Genomic DNA, 14,517 nt, shown 5'->3' on the forward strand with positions numbered 1-14,517 from the left:
GGGGCCGCGCCCGTCGTCGTGTCCGGCGGCCTCGGCGGACGACCGTCCCGAAGGGTGCGCGGGAGCGGGCAGTATAGGAAGTGTGAGTCTCATCGATGTGCTTCCGGCCGAACCCGACCCCGACTCCCTCTTCGAGGCGTTCGCTTTGTGGGCCGAGGAGCGGGGTCTCACGCTCTACCCGCACCAGGAGGAGGCCCTCATCGAGGTCGTCTCCGGGTCCAACGTCATCCTCAACACCCCGACCGGCTCCGGCAAGAGCATGGTCGCCACGGGCGCGCTGTTCGCCGCCCTGTCCCGGGACGAGTGCGCGTTCTACACCGCGCCCATCAAGGCCCTGGTCTCGGAGAAGTTCTTCGACCTGTGCGCGATCTTCGGCACCGACAACGTCGGCATGATGACCGGCGACGCCAGCGTCAACGCCGACGCCCCCATCATCTGCTGCACGGCCGAGGTGCTGGCCCAGATCGCGCTCGCCGAGGGCGGCCGCGCCGACATCGGCACGGTGGTCATGGACGAGTTCCACTTCTACGCCGAGCCCGATCGCGGTTGGGCCTGGCAGGTGCCGCTGCTGGAGCTGCCCCAGTGCCAGTTCCTCCTCATGTCGGCCACCCTGGGCGACGTCACGCGCTTCGAGGAGGACCTCAACCGGCGCACCGGGCGGTCCACCTCCGTGGTCGCCTCCGCCGAACGCCCGGTCCCCCTCTACTACGACTACCGGGTCACGCCGCTGCACGAGTCCCTGGAGGAACTCCTGTCCACCGGCCAGGCGCCGGTGTACATCGTCCACTTCACGCAGGCGCAGGCGGTCGAGCGGGCGCAGTCCCTGACCAGCATCAACATGTGCACGAAGGCGGAGAAGGCGGCGATCGCCGAGGAGATCGGCAACTTCCGGTTCACGACCAGGTTCGGCCGCAACCTGTCCCGGTACGTGCGGCACGGCATCGGCGTGCACCACGCGGGCATGCTGCCCAAGTACCGGCGCCTGGTCGAACGGCTGGCCCAGGCCGGGCTGCTCAAGGTCATCTGCGGCACCGACACCCTGGGCGTGGGCGTCAACGTGCCCATCCGCACCGTGCTCTTCACCGCCCTGAGCAAGTACGACGGCGTCCGGGTCCGCCGCCTGCGCGCCCGCGAGTTCCACCAGATCGCCGGGCGGGCCGGGCGCGCCGGGTTCGACACCGTGGGCAACGTGGTCGCCCAGGCGCCCGAGCACGTGATCGAGAACGAGAAGGCGCTGGCCAAGGCGGGCGACGACGCCAAGAAGAGGCGCAAGGTCGTGCGCAAGAAGGCCCCCGAGGGCTTCGTCTCCTGGGACAAGGCGACGTTCGACAAGCTCATCGACGCCGAGCCCGAGCCGCTGACCTCCCGGTTCCGTGTCAGCAACGCCATGCTGCTCAGCGTGATCGGCCGTCCCGGCAACTGCTTCACCGCCATGCGGCACCTGCTCACCGAGAACCACGACGACCGCAGGACGCAGCGCCGCCACATCCGCGAGGCGATCGCCATCTACCGGTCGCTGCTCGACGGCGGCATCGTCGAGACCCTGACCGAACCGGACGGGCAGGGCCGGACCGCCCGCCTCACGGTGGACCTGCAGGCCGACTTCGCGCTCAACCAGCCGTTGTCCACGTTCGCCCTGGCCTCGCTGGAACTGCTCGACACGGCCTCGCCCAGCTACGCGTTGGACGTGCTCAGCGTCGTGGAATCCACCCTGGACGACCCCCGGCAGATCCTCGGCGCCCAGCTCAACAAGGCCCGCGGCGAGGCCGTCCAGCGGATGAAGACGGACGGGATCGAGTACGAGGAGCGCATGGAGCGGCTGGAGGAGGTCGACTACCCCAAGCCGCTGGAGGAGCTGCTCGACCACGCCTACGAGGTCTACCGGCGCGGCCACCCCTGGGTGGGCGACCACCCGCTGCGGCCCAAGTCGGTGGCACGCGACATGTTCGAGCGGGCGATGACCTTCACCGAGTACGTGGGCTTCTACGAGCTCGCCCGCTCCGAGGGTCTGGTGCTGCGCTACCTGGCGAGTGCGTACAAGGCCCTCAACCAGACCGTTCCCGACGACGCCAAGACCGAGGAGCTGCGCGACCTCGTCGAGTGGCTCGGCGAGCTCGTCCGCCAGGTCGACTCCAGCCTCCTGGACGAGTGGGAGCGGCTCACCAACCCCGAGGAGGAGTCCCCCGACGGGGAGGCCGAGGCTGAGGAGCGGGTCCGCCCGGTCACCGCCAACACGCGGGCGTTCCGGGTCCTGGTGCGCAACGAGATGTTCCGCCGGGTCGAACTGGCCGCCCGCCGCCGCTACGACGAGCTGGGCGGGCTGGACTCCGACGGCGAGTGGGACGCCGAGGCCTGGGAGGAGGCCCTGGAGGACTACTTCGACGAGCACGACGAGATCGGGACCGGCCCCGACGCGCGCGGCCCCGCGCTGCTGCTCATCGAGGAGGAGGACGGGCTCTGGCGGATCCGGCAGGTGCTGGCCGACCCGGCGGGCGACCGCGACTGGGGGATCAGCGCCGAGGTCGACCTGGCCGCCTCCGACGCCGAGGGCCACGCGGTCGTGCGGGTCACCGACGTCAACCGGCTCTGAGGCGGGACGTCGACGGCGCGGTCGCCTTCTCACGATCCCCGGCGGCGCCCGAACCGTGCTCGTTCCGGGCCCCGCCCCCGCGCTAGGGGTCGCCGCCCGCCAGCAGATGGGCGTTGGCCGCGCGCACGCCCTCGGCCAGGTCGGGGCGTTCCACGACCTCCCGGCCCGCCTGGCGCAGCCGTTCGGCGCCGTCGCAGTCGACGAACAGCTCCGGCTCGCGCCAGGCGAGGACCACGCGCGGGATCGGGGTGCCCAGCACCAGCTCCGCGCAGGGCACGGGGCGGGAGGCGCGGGCGCTGCACGGTTCCAGCGACGTGTAGAGGGTGGCCCCGCCCAGGCGGGGGTCGGCCGCGTCCACTCCCCGGAGCGCGACCTCTTCGGCGTGGTCGTGCGGGGAGTCGCGGCGCGAGTAGCCCTCGCCCAGGACGGTCCCGTCCGCGGCGACCACGACCGCGCCGACGGAGAAGGCCGTGGTCGAGGGCGGACAGTTCCGCGACAGGTCGACGGCCCGGCGCAGCCAGTGCGCGTCGGCGTCGCCCGCGGCCGGCGGCGGTCCGGCGCTCACTCCCCCGCCCCCAGCCGGTAGCGCAGGACGGCGACGTCGCCGAGCGCACGGCTCTCGACCAGGCGCATGGGCGACACGGGGCCGTGCGGGAAGGCGCCGGGCAGGACGAAGCGCGGGGCGTCCGCCTCGCCCACGAAGAACGGGGCCACCGCCAGGCGGAGTTCGTCCACCAGGCCCGAGGTGAGGAAGAGCGTGTGGATGTGGCCGCCGCCCTCCACGAGCAGGCGTCCGACGCCGCGCGCGGCCAGGTCGGCCAGGATCGCCTCGGCGGTCGGCGGGTCCCCGGCGTCCACGACCTCGGCGGGGGGTTCGGCGGTCGGCCGTGCGGCCAGGCGCTCGCGGGCCAGTCCGACCCCGTCGCCGCCGGTGTAGACGACCGCCCCGGCGTCGCCGGTCGCGAACAGGCGCGCGGAGGGGTCGACGTCGCCGCCCCGGGTGACCACGGCCTTGAGCAGGTGCTCGGTGCGGCCCTGGGCGCGGCGGCGTTCGCGCAGTTCCGGGGAGCGCACGAGAAGCCTGGGGTCGTCGGCGCGCAGCGTGCCCGCGCCGACGAGGATCGCGTCGCACTCGGCGCGCAGCGCGTCGATCTCGGCGAAGTCGGCCTCGTTGGACAGCCGCAGCCGTTCGGGGCTGGTGTCGTCGATGCGCCCGTCGACCGAGATGGCGCAGCTCAGGATGGTGTGGGGACGGTCCATCCCCCCAGGCTAGCCGCGCCCGGCGGGATCGGATCCGGACGTGGCGAGGGTTCCGGGAAGGACGCACCGAGGGTTTTCGGCCGGGAGGCGAACCCGGCGCCTCCTGCGCATTGCTGCCCGGGCGACGGTATTCGCGCAGGCAGCGAGAACGCATCGCGAATTACTCGCCCGTATTCACGGCGACCTTATTCTACTCCGCTCCGTATGCGCCTGGTGGCACTTTGCCGACATACGCGGACAACACGTCTTCCGATACCTGTTCGAGGAAGCGGCCCCGAGCTGGCCTCCGCCACCCCCGGGAAGGACGCCGAACCGGTTTCCCCGCAGTCTCCGCGGGCCCGCCGGAGCGGGGCCCCGGGGCTCGCACGCCTCCGTCGATTCCTCGCAAAATGGACATTAAGGGTATACGCCCCGCTTGCCCCGAGATTGGAGTAACGCCCAACCGGCCAGAGCACAAGAGCACCCCCATCCCGCTTTTTTTACAACCCGTATCCTCGACTCGGTTAACAAACACCGCCCGTGAGGAATACAATCCCAGGAGTCGACCACACTTCCCCACCTCACGACAAGAGGACGGCGATGTCGCGATTCACCTCCCCCGATTTCCTGAGGCAGGCGGGGGGCAAACACGTCCGGGCCAATCCGCCGCCCACCGTCGACCTGGCGCAGCCCAGCATCGCTCGGCTGCGCTCCTTCCACCTCAAGGGCAAGGACCACTTCGAGAGCGATCGCGAGCTCGCCACTCGTGCCGACGACGCCGCGCCCGGCTTCCAGGAGATCGTGCTCGGCGAGCGCGCCTTCCTCCAACGCGCGGTCCGCTTCCTCGTCGAGGAGGCGGGAATCCGGCAGTTCCTCCAGTTCGGCTCGGGTCTGCCGACTCCGGGCGATCCGCACGAGATCGCCCTCGCGAGCGAACCGGACGTCCGCGTCGTCTACGCCACCGACGACCCCATGGTGCTGACCCACCTGCGCGCCCTGATCTGCGACGGCCGCACCGTCACGGCCGTGCGCGGCGGGCTGACCGAGCCCGGCCAGGTCCTGCGCGACGACGAGACCCGCCGCTTCCTCGACCTCGACCAGCCGGTCGGACTGCTGGTCGCCGGCGTCGTACCGCACGTGTCCGACGACGAGGACCCGGCCGGGCACATCGCGACCCTGCGCTCGGCGTTCGCCCCCGGAAGCCACGTCGTCCTCAGCCACTACTGCCGCCCCGACCCGGGCCAGTACTCCAAGGACGCGATGCGGGCCACCCGGCTGGAGCAGGTCTTCGTCGAGCACCTCGGCTCCGGCTGGTGGCGCGGACGCCGCGCGGTGGAGTCGCTCCTCGACGGCTGGAAGATCCTCAGCCCCGGAATCCTCGAGGTGCAGCGCTGGCGCACCCTGCCGGTCGCGCCGCCCATCCCGGGCACCTACCAGATGCCCCGCCGCAACCGTCGGCTGATCCTCGGCGGTGTGGGCCGGATCTGAACCCGTCGCCCCCTCTCCCCCGCGTTGGAGCCCCTCCGGCCCGACAGCGGGTGAGGGGCGTCGTGCTGCCCACCCCGGCAACGACGAAGGGCCCTCCCCTTCCGGGAAGGACCCTCCACAGCTCCCGCGACTGGACTCGAACCAGTAACCTGCCGGTTAACAGCCGGCTGCTCTGCCAATTGAGCTACGCGGGATCGCGACCGCCAGCGCCCCTCGGGGCCCGGCGACAAGCACTACCCTAGCGCCTACCGAGGGGTGCTCGGGACGGGTTTTCCGCCTTCCGCCGCCACCGCCGCCGGTGCTCCGAACCACCGGCGGACCCCCGCACACGACGAAGGACCCTCCCAGGGGGAGGGCCCTTGCCCGCTCCCGCGACTGGACTCGAACCAGTAACCTGCCGGTTAACAGCCGGCTGCTCTGCCAATTGAGCTACGCGGGATCGCGTTCCGCGGCGTCCTGACGGGGGTCGCCGCGACAAGCACCAGCCTAGCGCGCTCGCGGAGTGCTCGTGACCGGTGTCGGGCCGTGTGGCCGCGGCCACGACGCGGTAACGTCAGGGCACGAACCGTCCCGATCGCCACCAAGGCCTGGAGAGGGAGCCCATGCGCTACCGGATCACCTTCGCCGCCGGACTCGCCGTCGGCTACGTCCTGGGCGCCAAGGCGGGCAGGGCCCGCTACGAGCAGCTCGTCCGCACCGCCCGGAAGGTCGCCGACAACCCGGTCGTGCAGGAGGTGGCCGGGCTCGTCGGCGCACAGGTCGGCAACGCCGGGCGCACGGTCTACGACAAGGCCGTCGGCACCCTTCCGGTCACCTCCCTGCGCGACTTCCTCGCCCGCCCCACGGAGGAGGAGCGGGATCTCGTCGAGTGGGAGCGGCACATGGCCGAGGGCGGCCCGTCGAGCGCCAACGGCTCGTCCGAGAGCCCTCGGGACAGCTAGTGGGCCTGTTCGGCCGCGGGGTGCCCGAGTCGGTCCGCGCGCGACTGGAGCGCGGCGAGCGCGTGCTCGCCCACGCACCGGTACGCGCGACCGAGGGCGAGCAGCCCCTCCTGGTCGCGACCACCCGGGCGCTGTACCTGCCCGACGGCCGCGCGGTGCCCTGGCAGGACATCGACCAGGCCCGGTGGACCCCGGAGACGCTGACCTTCGACGAGGAGGGCGAGGGGCGGCAGACCGTCCGGCTGCGCGCGGAACCGGCCGAGGACGCCGTCGACTACCGCCGCATGGCCGAGGCGGTCGCCGAGCGCGTCACCGCCACCATCCTGGTCAACCGGTTCGTCCCCTACCCCCGCGGCGACTCGGCCACCGGCTTCCGCCTGGTGGCGCGCCGGCCCCCCGGGAGCAGCGAGGCGCGCTGGCGCGTGCACCTGAGCGAGGGCCTGGACCCGGAGGACCAGGCCCTGTCCGACGCCGTCTCACACGTCCTGGCCACCCTCCGGGACCAGATGGGCGTCTGACTCGGCCTCGCGAGCCCGGCGCGGGGCCCGGGGCGCCGAGAACCGGGCCCTTCGTCGTCGCCCACGCCTACCGCTCGTTCCCCGCTCGCGGCTCGGCTCCTCCCGCGGAGCCCGGTGCGCCCCTCGCGGCGATCCCCCGGGCGAGGACCTCCGCCAGGTGCAGGGCCCGGCGGCCGGTGCCCTGGTCGATCTGGGTCCGGCAGCTGTAGCCGTCGGCCAGGACCAGGGTGTCCGCGTCCGCCGCACGCACCCGGGGCAGGAGTTCGCGTTCCCCGATGGCGGTGGAGATCTCGTAGTGCCCCTCGGTGAACCCGAAGTCCCCCGCGAGTCCGCAGCAGCCCGAGTCCAGGACCTCCCCGTCGATCCCCGCCCTGGCGATGAGTGCGCGCTCGGCGTCGAACCCCATCACGGCGTGCTGGTGGCAGTGCACCTGGGCCAGCGCTGCGGCGGAGAGCCGGGGCGGCCGCCACGCGGGAGCGTGGGCGTTGAGGAACCCGGCCAGGGTGTGCACGGCCTCCGCGACCCGCTCGCTCGCGGGGCCGGGCAGCAGTTCCACCAGGTCGTGCCGCAGGGCCGCCGTGCAGCTGGGCTCCAGTCCGACCACGGGCAGCCCCTCGGCGACGAGCGGCTCCAAGGCGTGCACGGCACGGCGCATCACCGCACGGGCGACGTCGAGTTGGCCGGTGGACACCCACGTCAGCCCACAGCAGACCTGGCCCCCGGGGAGCACGACGGTGAAGCCCGCGTCCTCCAACACCCGCGTGGCCGCCGCGAGCACCCCCGGGTCGAGGTGGTTGCCGAAGGTGTCGGGCCACAGGACGACCCGGCGGCCGCCCGTACGGGCCTGACCGCGCCGCTGGCGGCGGCGGAAGGCCCGGGTGAAGGTCGTGGTGGCGAAGGCTGGGAGGTCGCGCCGCGCGGCCACTCCGGCGAGCCGCTTGACCAGCCCCGAGACGCCGGGCAGGCGTGCGGCCCGGTTGGCCTCGGCCGGGGCCAGCGCGGCCAGACGGGCCCAGAGCGGCAGCCAGCCCATCGAGTAGTGCGCGGCCGGACGCGGGCGTCCCCGGTAGTGCTGGTGCAGGAACTCGGACTTGTAGGCGGCCATGTCCACGTTGACCGGGCAGTCGCTCAGGCAGCCCTTGCACGACAGGCACAGGTCGAGGCTCTCGCGCACCTCCTCCGACCGCCACCCGTCGGTGATGACCTCCCCCTTGGCCATCTCGAACAGCAGGTGGGCCCGCCCGCGCGTGGAGTGCCGTTCCTCCTGGGTGACCTGGTAGCTGGGGCACATGACGCCGGGCCCGCTCTGGCGTCGGCACTTGCCCACCCCCGAGCAGCGGCGCAGGGTCCGCGCGAAGTCGCCGTCGTCGTCGGTGTAGGCGAGGGCGACCTCCGAGAGCAGGGGCAGCACCGGACGGGACCGCTCCGAGGCCGTCCGTCGGGGGTGGCGGGGGGAGGCGGGCGGGCGCGTGTCCTCGGCCACCCGGATGTCGGCGTCCAGGGGCAGCGGGTCGACGATGATGCCGGGGTTCATCAGTCCGTCCGGGTCCCACGCGCGTTTGAACGCGCCGAACGCCCGGATGATCCTCTCGGGGTACATGCGGTGGAGCAGTTCCGAGCGGGCCTGCCCGTCCCCGTGCTCGCCGGACAGGGAGCCGCCGTGCGCGACGACCAGGTCGGCGGCCTCCTCCATGAACGCCCGGTACTCCCGCCGGCCCCGCTCGCGGGTGAGGCCGAAGTCGATGCGCACGTGCAGGCACCCGTCGCCGAAGTGGCCGTAGACGACGCCGAAGCGGCCGTGCCGCTCCATGAGCGCGTCGAAGTCGCGCAGGTAGCCGCCCAGGTTCTCCGGCGGGACGGCGGCGTCCTCCCAGCCCGACCAGGCGTCGTCCCCGCCCGGCGTGCGCTGGGTGAGCCCGGCGCCCTCCTCCCGGATCCGCCACAGGGCCCTCTGGTGCGCGGCGTCGGTGACCACGACGGCGTCCTGCGGCTGGGACGCCCCCGTGAGCTCGGAGAGCATCCGCTCCGCCGCCCCGGCGGCCTCGGCGGGCTCCGCTCCGGCGATCTCCACCAGGAGCCAGGCGCCGCCCTCCGGCAGGGGGACGCGACTCCGGGACCCGTGCCGGTCCAGGGCGGCGACCATGCGGTGGTTGATGCCCTCGGCGGTCAGCGGCGCGTGGCGGAGCAGGTCGGGCACGGCGTCGGCGGCCGCGGCGGCGTCGGGGTAGCCCAGGACCGCCAGGGCGCGGGCGGGCGGCGCCTCGACCAGGCGGACGGTGGCGCCCAGGACGAAGACGCACGTTCCCTCGGTGCCGACGAGGGCGGCGGCGACGTCGCGGCCCTTCTCCGGGAGCAGGCGGTCCAGGGCGTAGCCGGAGACGCGCCGCCGGAACTCGGGCATGGCGGTGCGCAGGTCGGCGCGGTGTTCCTCGACGATCCGGTCGATTGCGGTGTAGATCCCGCCCTCGCGCCCCGGAAGCCGGGTCAGCTCCGCCCACTCCTCGGGGGTGTGGCGGGAGCCGACCGTCATGCGGGTGCCGTCGGCGAGGAGGACGTCGAGGGAGACGATGTTGTCGGCGGTGGTGCCCCAGGCCACCGAGTGGGAGCCGCAGGCGTTGTTGCCGACCATGCCGCCGACGGTGCAGCGGCTGTGCGTGGAGGGGTCGGGGGCGAAGGTGAGCCCGTGCGCGGACGCCGCCTCGCGGAGGTCGTCGAGGATGACGCCGGGCTGCACGGTAGCGGTACGGGCCACGGGGTCGATGTGCTCGATGGCGCGGAGGTGGCGCGAGGTGTCGATGACGACGCCGGTGCCGATGGCGTTGCCCGCGATCGACGTGCCGCCGCCCCGGGGCACGACAGGGACGCCGTGCTCGGCGCAGGTGCGGACGGCGGCCGCACAGTCGTCGACGGTCTCGGGGATGACGACGCCGAGGGGGACGCGTCGGTAGTTGGAGGCGTCGGAGGTGTACAGGGCGAGCGTTCCGGGGTCGAAGGCGACCGTCCCCCGGATCCGGCGCTCCAGATCGCGGCGGAGGTCGGCGGGGGCGGTGCGGGAGGAGGAGAGCTGCGCGTCGGCCATGTCCTCAGCGTGGCCGTCCGGGTCGGGGCGTGGCAACCGCGGCACGCCCCCGGATCGCCCCGATCGGGAGACGGCGACGCCGCGGCCCGCCGCACGGGCCGGCGGATCCGGGGGAGGACGGCCGATCGGCGTCGGTCAGTCCAGGGACGCGGCCATGGCCCGGACCAGCTCACCCTCGGGGTCCATGTCCAGGTTCCACACCATGAGCCCGCCCAGGCCGCGCTCCTGGACGTACTCGCCCTTGAGCGCGATCACGTCGGCGTTGTCGTAGGTCCACCAGGTGTCGCCGTCGTAGATCCAGTAGGCGCCCGCCTCCTCGTCGAGGAACCGCCGCCCGCCGCGTTCCTCCAGGTCGGAGAAGGCCATGGTGGGGCCGTCGTAGGCGTCGTCGGCGGGGGCCTCGGCCGCCTGGCCGCGACCCGCGTCCTCGGCGCCCACTCCCTGCCAGCCGCGCCCGAAGGCCGGAACGCCCACGACGAGCCGCGACGGGTCCGCGCCCAGGTCGAGATAGCGCTGTACGGCCCGGTCGACGCTGTCGGCCCCGGGGTCGTGGGCGGGCGCGTACAGGTTGGAGTGGTGGGCGGTCCGCTCGTTCCACGGGCCGGCGAAGTCGTACCCCTGGACGGTGGCGAAGTCGACGAGGTCGAACAGCGCGGCCTCGTAGTCGGAGCCGGCCTCGGCGCCGCCGGGCAGGGAGACCGACAGCGTGTACTCGGCGCCGGTCTCCTCGCCCAGCGCGTCCAGTTGGCGGCGGAACTCGGCGACCAGCGCGGTGAGGTTGGCGGGGTCGTCGGGATGGACCACGTTGCCGGGGTCGCCCTGCCCGCCCGGCCACTCCCAGTCCAGGTCGATGCCGTCGAAGACCCCGGCCGCCGCGCCCTCGCCGCCCTGGGCGCCGCCGTCGAGGACGGGCAGGTCGCCGCGGATCCACAGGTCCAGACAGGAGGCGACGAACGCCTCCCGGGACTCGGTGGTACGCGCGGCCACGGACAGGTACGTCGACCAGCTCCAGCCGCCCAGCGACAGGCTCGCGCCCAGGTGCGGGTGGTCGGCGCGGAGCAGCCGCAGCTGGTGCAGGCTTCCGGCCAGGTCCTGGTCGGGGCGGTCGGCTCGGCCGTCGACGCTCTCCTCGGCGGTGTAGGGCCGCTGGTACAGCTCCCACGGCTGGTCGTCGCGTCCGGAGGGGATGTGGCACAGGCCGTCCTCGCTGACGTCCCCGAACGCCCACATCAGGCGGGTCAGGTGCTCCGGCGCGCCGCTGGCCGCCACGTCCGCGACGGTGAAGCCGCGGTCGGCCACGTTCCAGCCCGCGACGTAGGCGACGCGCTCGGGCTCACGGCCGCCCAGCAGGACGACGCCGGTCGCGGCGAGCGCGACGGCGGCCACGGCGGCGGCCAGCAGGGGCAGGGGGCGGCGGTGGAGGGGTCGGGCCGGGGAGGATCGGTTGACCTGCACCCCTCGACCCTAGGCACGGCGCACCGCGAGCACAGGGGGTTCGGGGCAAGACGGCCACATCGGGCCATTTCCCGAGCCGCGGAACCCGCGGGGCCGCCGACTCGTTCGCGGCCGCTCAGTCGCTGGTGAGGTAGTCGCGCAGAGTGCCCGCACGCGAGGGATGGCGCAGCTTGGCGAGCGTCTTGGCCTCGATCTGGCGGATGCGCTCGCGGGTCACACCGAACTCGCGGCCGACCTCCTCCAGTGTGCGGGGGTGGCCGTCGGCCATGCCGAAGCGCAACCGGATGATGCGGCGTTCGCGTTCGGACAGGTCGCCCAGCAGGGCGCGCAACTGCTCCTGCAGGAGGGTGAAGGAGGCCGCCTCCACGGGTACCACGGCGTCGGAGTCCTCGATGAAGTCGCCGAAGTCGGACTCCTCCTCCCCGATCGGCGACTGGAGCGACACCGGTTCCCGAGCGATCCGCTGGATCTCCAGTACCCGTTCCCCGCCGCACCCGGCGGCGGAGGAGATCTCGGCGGTGCTCGGCTCGCGGCCCAGCTGCTGGTGGAGCCGGTGCTGGATCCGCAGGAGCTTGTTGATCGTCTCCACCATGTGCACGGGGATCCGGATGGTGCGCGCCTGGTCGGCGATGGCCCGGGTGATGGCCTGGCGGATCCACCACGTGGCGTAGGTGGAGAACTTGAACCCCTTGGCGTAGTCGAACTTCTCCACCGCGCGGATCAGGCCGAGGTTGCCCTCCTGGATGAGGTCGAGGAAGAGCAGTCCCCGCCCCATGTAGCGTTTGGCGATCGAGACGACCAGGCGGAGGTTGGCCTCGATCAGCCTCCGTTTGGCGCGGCGCCCCTCCTCGATGAGAGAGGTCAGCTCCTCGGACGTGCACGCCCGCCCGTCCGGGTCCCGACGCTGGGCGTACAGGCCCGCCTCGATCGCCTTGGCGAGGTCGACCTCCTCCTCGGCGGTCAGCAGCGGGACCCGGCCGATCTCGCTGAGGTAGAGGCGGACCAGGTCCGAGCCCGACCGTCTGCCCCCGTCGATCGGGGGCCCGGTCTCCTCCGGGTCGGCGACCTCGACTCCGATCCGGGCCAGTTGGGCGACGGCCTGGTCCAGGGCGTCGGGGGGCGCGTCCAACCGTTCCAGGGCGGAGGCGACCTCACCGCGACTGACCGTTCCCCGACCCGCGTCCGGGAGAAGTCGGACCACCCGTTGAACCGGCGGCATTTCGTTCGTCACAACCGTGGAAGCCACCACTACATTGTGCAGCTCCAGACGCCCCGAGGGGGAGACCCATTATTGTCACCCCGGTGCTACATTCACCCCTGGGCACTCTCCTGGAGGGCACGTTTGACCTGTTGGAGGCGCATGAGTTCGGCGAATACCCGCTGCTGCTCCTCGACCAGAGACGTTCCTTCGAGGCGGGCGAGCTCGGATTTGAGGTTTGCCACCCGCCGATTGATGGAATGAGTCCTGATTGTGCTCAGCATTTGAGTCGCGTAATGCTCGTCGAGTTCTCCATAGAACTCCACGGGCTCGACCACCAAACGGGTGAGGAAATCGCGCTGGGCGTCATTCGGCGCGGCCTCGCGCAGGTCGTTCACCCACGCCTGGGGGTCGTGCGCGGCGGCCACCCCGCCGTGCTGGGCGACGAGGGCGCGCACCGCCCGGTGCTGCGGGACGGTGAAGTCCTCGTCGGTGAACTCGTCGAACCCCCGGGCCAACCCGGGGAACTGCACGGCGATCTTCAGCGCCTGCCGCTCGCGCTGGACCGAGGGGTCGCGCAGGTCGTAGGGGGCCTCCCCCGCGTCCGGGGTGGGAACCGGCCGGGACTCGGCGCGGGGACGCCGGTCGCCTCCGCGCGCGGCGCCCGCGCGCATGTGCTGGGCGACCCGGCGTTGGACGAGGGCCTCGTCCATGATGCCGGTCCAGCGGTCCAGGCTCGCCCCGTAGTTGCGGCGCACGCCCTCGTCGCGGATGCTGGCGACGATCGGCGCGGCCGCGTCGAGGGCGGCCATCCGGCCCTCCGGCGAGGACAGGTCGTAGCCCTCCATGACGTTGCGGATCATGAACTCGTACAGCCGCACCGCGCCGTCGACCAGATCGGCCACCGCCTGCGGACCGTGCTGGAACCGCAGGTCGCAGGGGTCGAGGCCGTCGGACTGGACGGCGACGTAGGTCTCGGAGGTGAAGCCGTGCTCCTCGGCGAAGGCGCGCACGGCGGCCTTCTGGCCCGCCTTGTCTCCGTCGAAGGTGAAGACCACCCGGCCGCCCTGGTTGGTGCGGCCCAGCAGCATGCGGCGCAGGATCTTGACGTGGTCCTCGCCGAAGGACGTGCCGCACGTGGCCACGGCGGTGGTCACCCCGGCGTCGTGGCAGGCCATGACGTCCGTGTAACCCTCGACGATGACCGCCTCGCCCTTCTGGGAGATGTCCCGCTTGGCCAGGTCGAGCCCGTAGAGCAGCCGCCCCTTGTGGAAGATGGGACTCTCGGGTGAGTTGAGGTACTTGGGCCCGTCCTCCTCGGGATCGAGCTTGCGGGCGCCGAACCCGACGACCTCGCCGGTGACCTCGCGCACCGGCCACAGCAGGCGGTTGCGGAAACGGTCGTAGGCGCCGCGCCGGCCCTGACTGGCCAGACCGCCGCTGATGAGCTCCTGGTCGGTGAAGCCCTTGCGGCGCAGGTGAGCGGTGAGGTTCTCCCACCCGGCGGGGGCGAAGCCGAGACCGAAGCGCTCGGCGTGGGTCCGGTTGAAGCCGCGCTCGGTGAGGAAGCGGCGCGCGGTGGCCGCCTCGGGGGACAGCAGGTGCTCGGCGTAGAACTCGGCGGCGGCGCGGTGGGCGTCGAGCAGGCGCTGGCGCTTGCCCTCGTCGCGCCGGGCGCTGCGGCCGCCCTCCTCGTAGCGCAGGGTGATGCCGGACTGCCGGGCGAGGGACTCGACGGCTTCGGTGAAGCTGAGGCTGTCGATCCGCTGCACGAAGGAGATGACGTCGCCGCCCTCGTTGCAGCCGAAGCAGTACCAGAGGTTCTTGGCCGGTGTGACGTTGAAGGAGGGGGACTTCTCGTCGTGGAACGGGCACAGTCCCTTGAGCGAGCCGCCTCCGGCGCTGCGCAGCTGGAGGTACTCGCCCACCACGTCCGCGATGGGGGTGCGTTCGCGCACCAGGGCGATGTCTTCGTCTTTGATCCGGCCTGCCACGGGTGCCAGCCTAGT

10 protein-coding genes and 2 tRNA genes are annotated in these 14,517 nt (G+C 72.7%); 4 read left to right on the forward strand and 8 right to left on the reverse strand.

Annotated elements, in window-relative coordinates; all coding sequences use genetic code 11:
* Positions 1–97: 97 nt before the first annotated feature.
* Positions 98–2,590, forward strand: a complete 2,493-nt coding sequence (locus ACIBFB_RS03265) for a DEAD/DEAH box helicase (protein WP_397226413.1) — start codon at positions 98–100, stop codon at positions 2,588–2,590.
* 82 nt (positions 2,591–2,672) lie between these two features.
* On the opposite strand, the gene ACIBFB_RS03270 is transcribed toward ACIBFB_RS03265, so the two are convergent.
* Both ACIBFB_RS03270 and ACIBFB_RS03275 read right to left on the reverse strand, forming a co-directional pair.
* Complete coding sequence (locus ACIBFB_RS03270; RefSeq protein ID WP_397225660.1) at positions 2,673–3,155, reverse strand: dCMP deaminase; 483 nt, start codon at positions 3,153–3,155, stop codon at positions 2,673–2,675.
* The gene (locus ACIBFB_RS03275) at positions 3,152–3,850 is read right to left on the reverse strand and encodes a RibD family protein (RefSeq protein WP_397225662.1); all 699 of its coding nucleotides are present in this window, start codon (positions 3,848–3,850) and stop codon (positions 3,152–3,154) included. Before ACIBFB_RS03275 ends, ACIBFB_RS03270 begins: the two co-directional genes overlap by 4 nt.
* A gap of 579 nt (positions 3,851–4,429) precedes the next feature.
* Between ACIBFB_RS03275 and ACIBFB_RS03280 the strand changes: the two genes are divergently transcribed.
* Entirely contained in the window at positions 4,430–5,317 is an 888-nt protein-coding gene (locus tag ACIBFB_RS03280) for an SAM-dependent methyltransferase (protein WP_397225664.1), read from the forward strand.
* A 121-nt stretch (positions 5,318–5,438) separates the two neighbouring features.
* On the opposite strand, the gene ACIBFB_RS03285 is transcribed toward ACIBFB_RS03280, so the two are convergent.
* Together ACIBFB_RS03285 and ACIBFB_RS03290 are read right to left on the reverse strand one after the other, a co-directional pair.
* A tRNA-Asn gene (locus ACIBFB_RS03285) sits at positions 5,439–5,511 on the reverse strand.
* Positions 5,512–5,683: 172 nt separating this feature from the next.
* Positions 5,684–5,756, reverse strand: a tRNA-Asn gene (locus tag ACIBFB_RS03290).
* A 163-nt stretch (positions 5,757–5,919) separates the two neighbouring features.
* On the opposite strand from ACIBFB_RS03290, the gene ACIBFB_RS03295 reads away from it, so the two are divergent.
* Both ACIBFB_RS03295 and ACIBFB_RS03300 read left to right on the forward strand, forming a co-directional pair.
* Positions 5,920–6,258, forward strand: coding sequence for a hypothetical protein (locus ACIBFB_RS03295; RefSeq protein WP_397225666.1), 339 nt, complete (start codon positions 5,920–5,922; stop codon positions 6,256–6,258).
* Positions 6,258–6,776 carry a hypothetical protein gene (locus ACIBFB_RS03300; protein WP_397225668.1) on the forward strand — a complete coding sequence of 173 codons (519 nt, stop codon included), beginning with the start codon at positions 6,258–6,260 and terminating at the stop codon, positions 6,774–6,776. Before ACIBFB_RS03295 ends, ACIBFB_RS03300 begins: the two co-directional genes overlap by 1 nt.
* A gap of 67 nt (positions 6,777–6,843) precedes the next feature.
* Here the strand turns inward: ACIBFB_RS03300 and ACIBFB_RS03305 are convergent, their stop codons facing one another.
* The 4 genes from ACIBFB_RS03305 to dnaG form a co-directional block, all read right to left on the reverse strand.
* Entirely contained in the window at positions 6,844–9,855 is a 3,012-nt protein-coding gene (locus ACIBFB_RS03305) for an FAD-binding and (Fe-S)-binding domain-containing protein (RefSeq protein ID WP_397225670.1), read from the reverse strand.
* A gap of 135 nt (positions 9,856–9,990) precedes the next feature.
* Positions 9,991–11,310 carry a glycoside hydrolase family 18 protein gene (locus tag ACIBFB_RS03310; protein WP_397225672.1) on the reverse strand — a complete coding sequence of 440 codons (1,320 nt, stop codon included), beginning with the start codon at positions 11,308–11,310 and terminating at the stop codon, positions 9,991–9,993.
* Positions 11,311–11,425: 115 nt separating this feature from the next.
* Entirely contained in the window at positions 11,426–12,511 is a 1,086-nt protein-coding gene (rpoD, locus tag ACIBFB_RS03315; RefSeq protein ID WP_397225674.1) for an RNA polymerase sigma factor RpoD, read from the reverse strand.
* Positions 12,512–12,621: 110 nt separating this feature from the next.
* The gene (dnaG, locus tag ACIBFB_RS03320) at positions 12,622–14,502 is read right to left on the reverse strand and encodes a DNA primase (protein WP_397225676.1); all 1,881 of its coding nucleotides are present in this window, start codon (positions 14,500–14,502) and stop codon (positions 12,622–12,624) included.
* Positions 14,503–14,517 lie beyond the last annotated feature (15 nt).

It is taken from the genome of Nocardiopsis sp. NPDC050513 (assembly GCF_044457925.1).
GTDB lineage: Bacteria > Actinomycetota > Actinomycetes > Streptosporangiales > Streptosporangiaceae > Nocardiopsis.

Excerpts from the sequence above, each read along its gene's own strand:
- ACIBFB_RS03275 (WP_397225662.1), bottom strand. The coding sequence starts at position 3,850 with ATGGACCGTCCCCACACCATCCTGAGCTGCGCCATCTCGGTCGACGGG.
- ACIBFB_RS03280 (WP_397225664.1), top strand. The coding sequence starts at position 4,430 with ATGTCGCGATTCACCTCCCCCGATTTCCTGAGGCAGGCGGGGGGCAAA.
- ACIBFB_RS03295 (WP_397225666.1), top strand. The coding sequence starts at position 5,920 with ATGCGCTACCGGATCACCTTCGCCGCCGGACTCGCCGTCGGCTACGTC.
- ACIBFB_RS03305 (WP_397225670.1), bottom strand. The coding sequence starts at position 9,855 with ATGGCCGACGCGCAGCTCTCCTCCTCCCGCACCGCCCCCGCCGACCTC.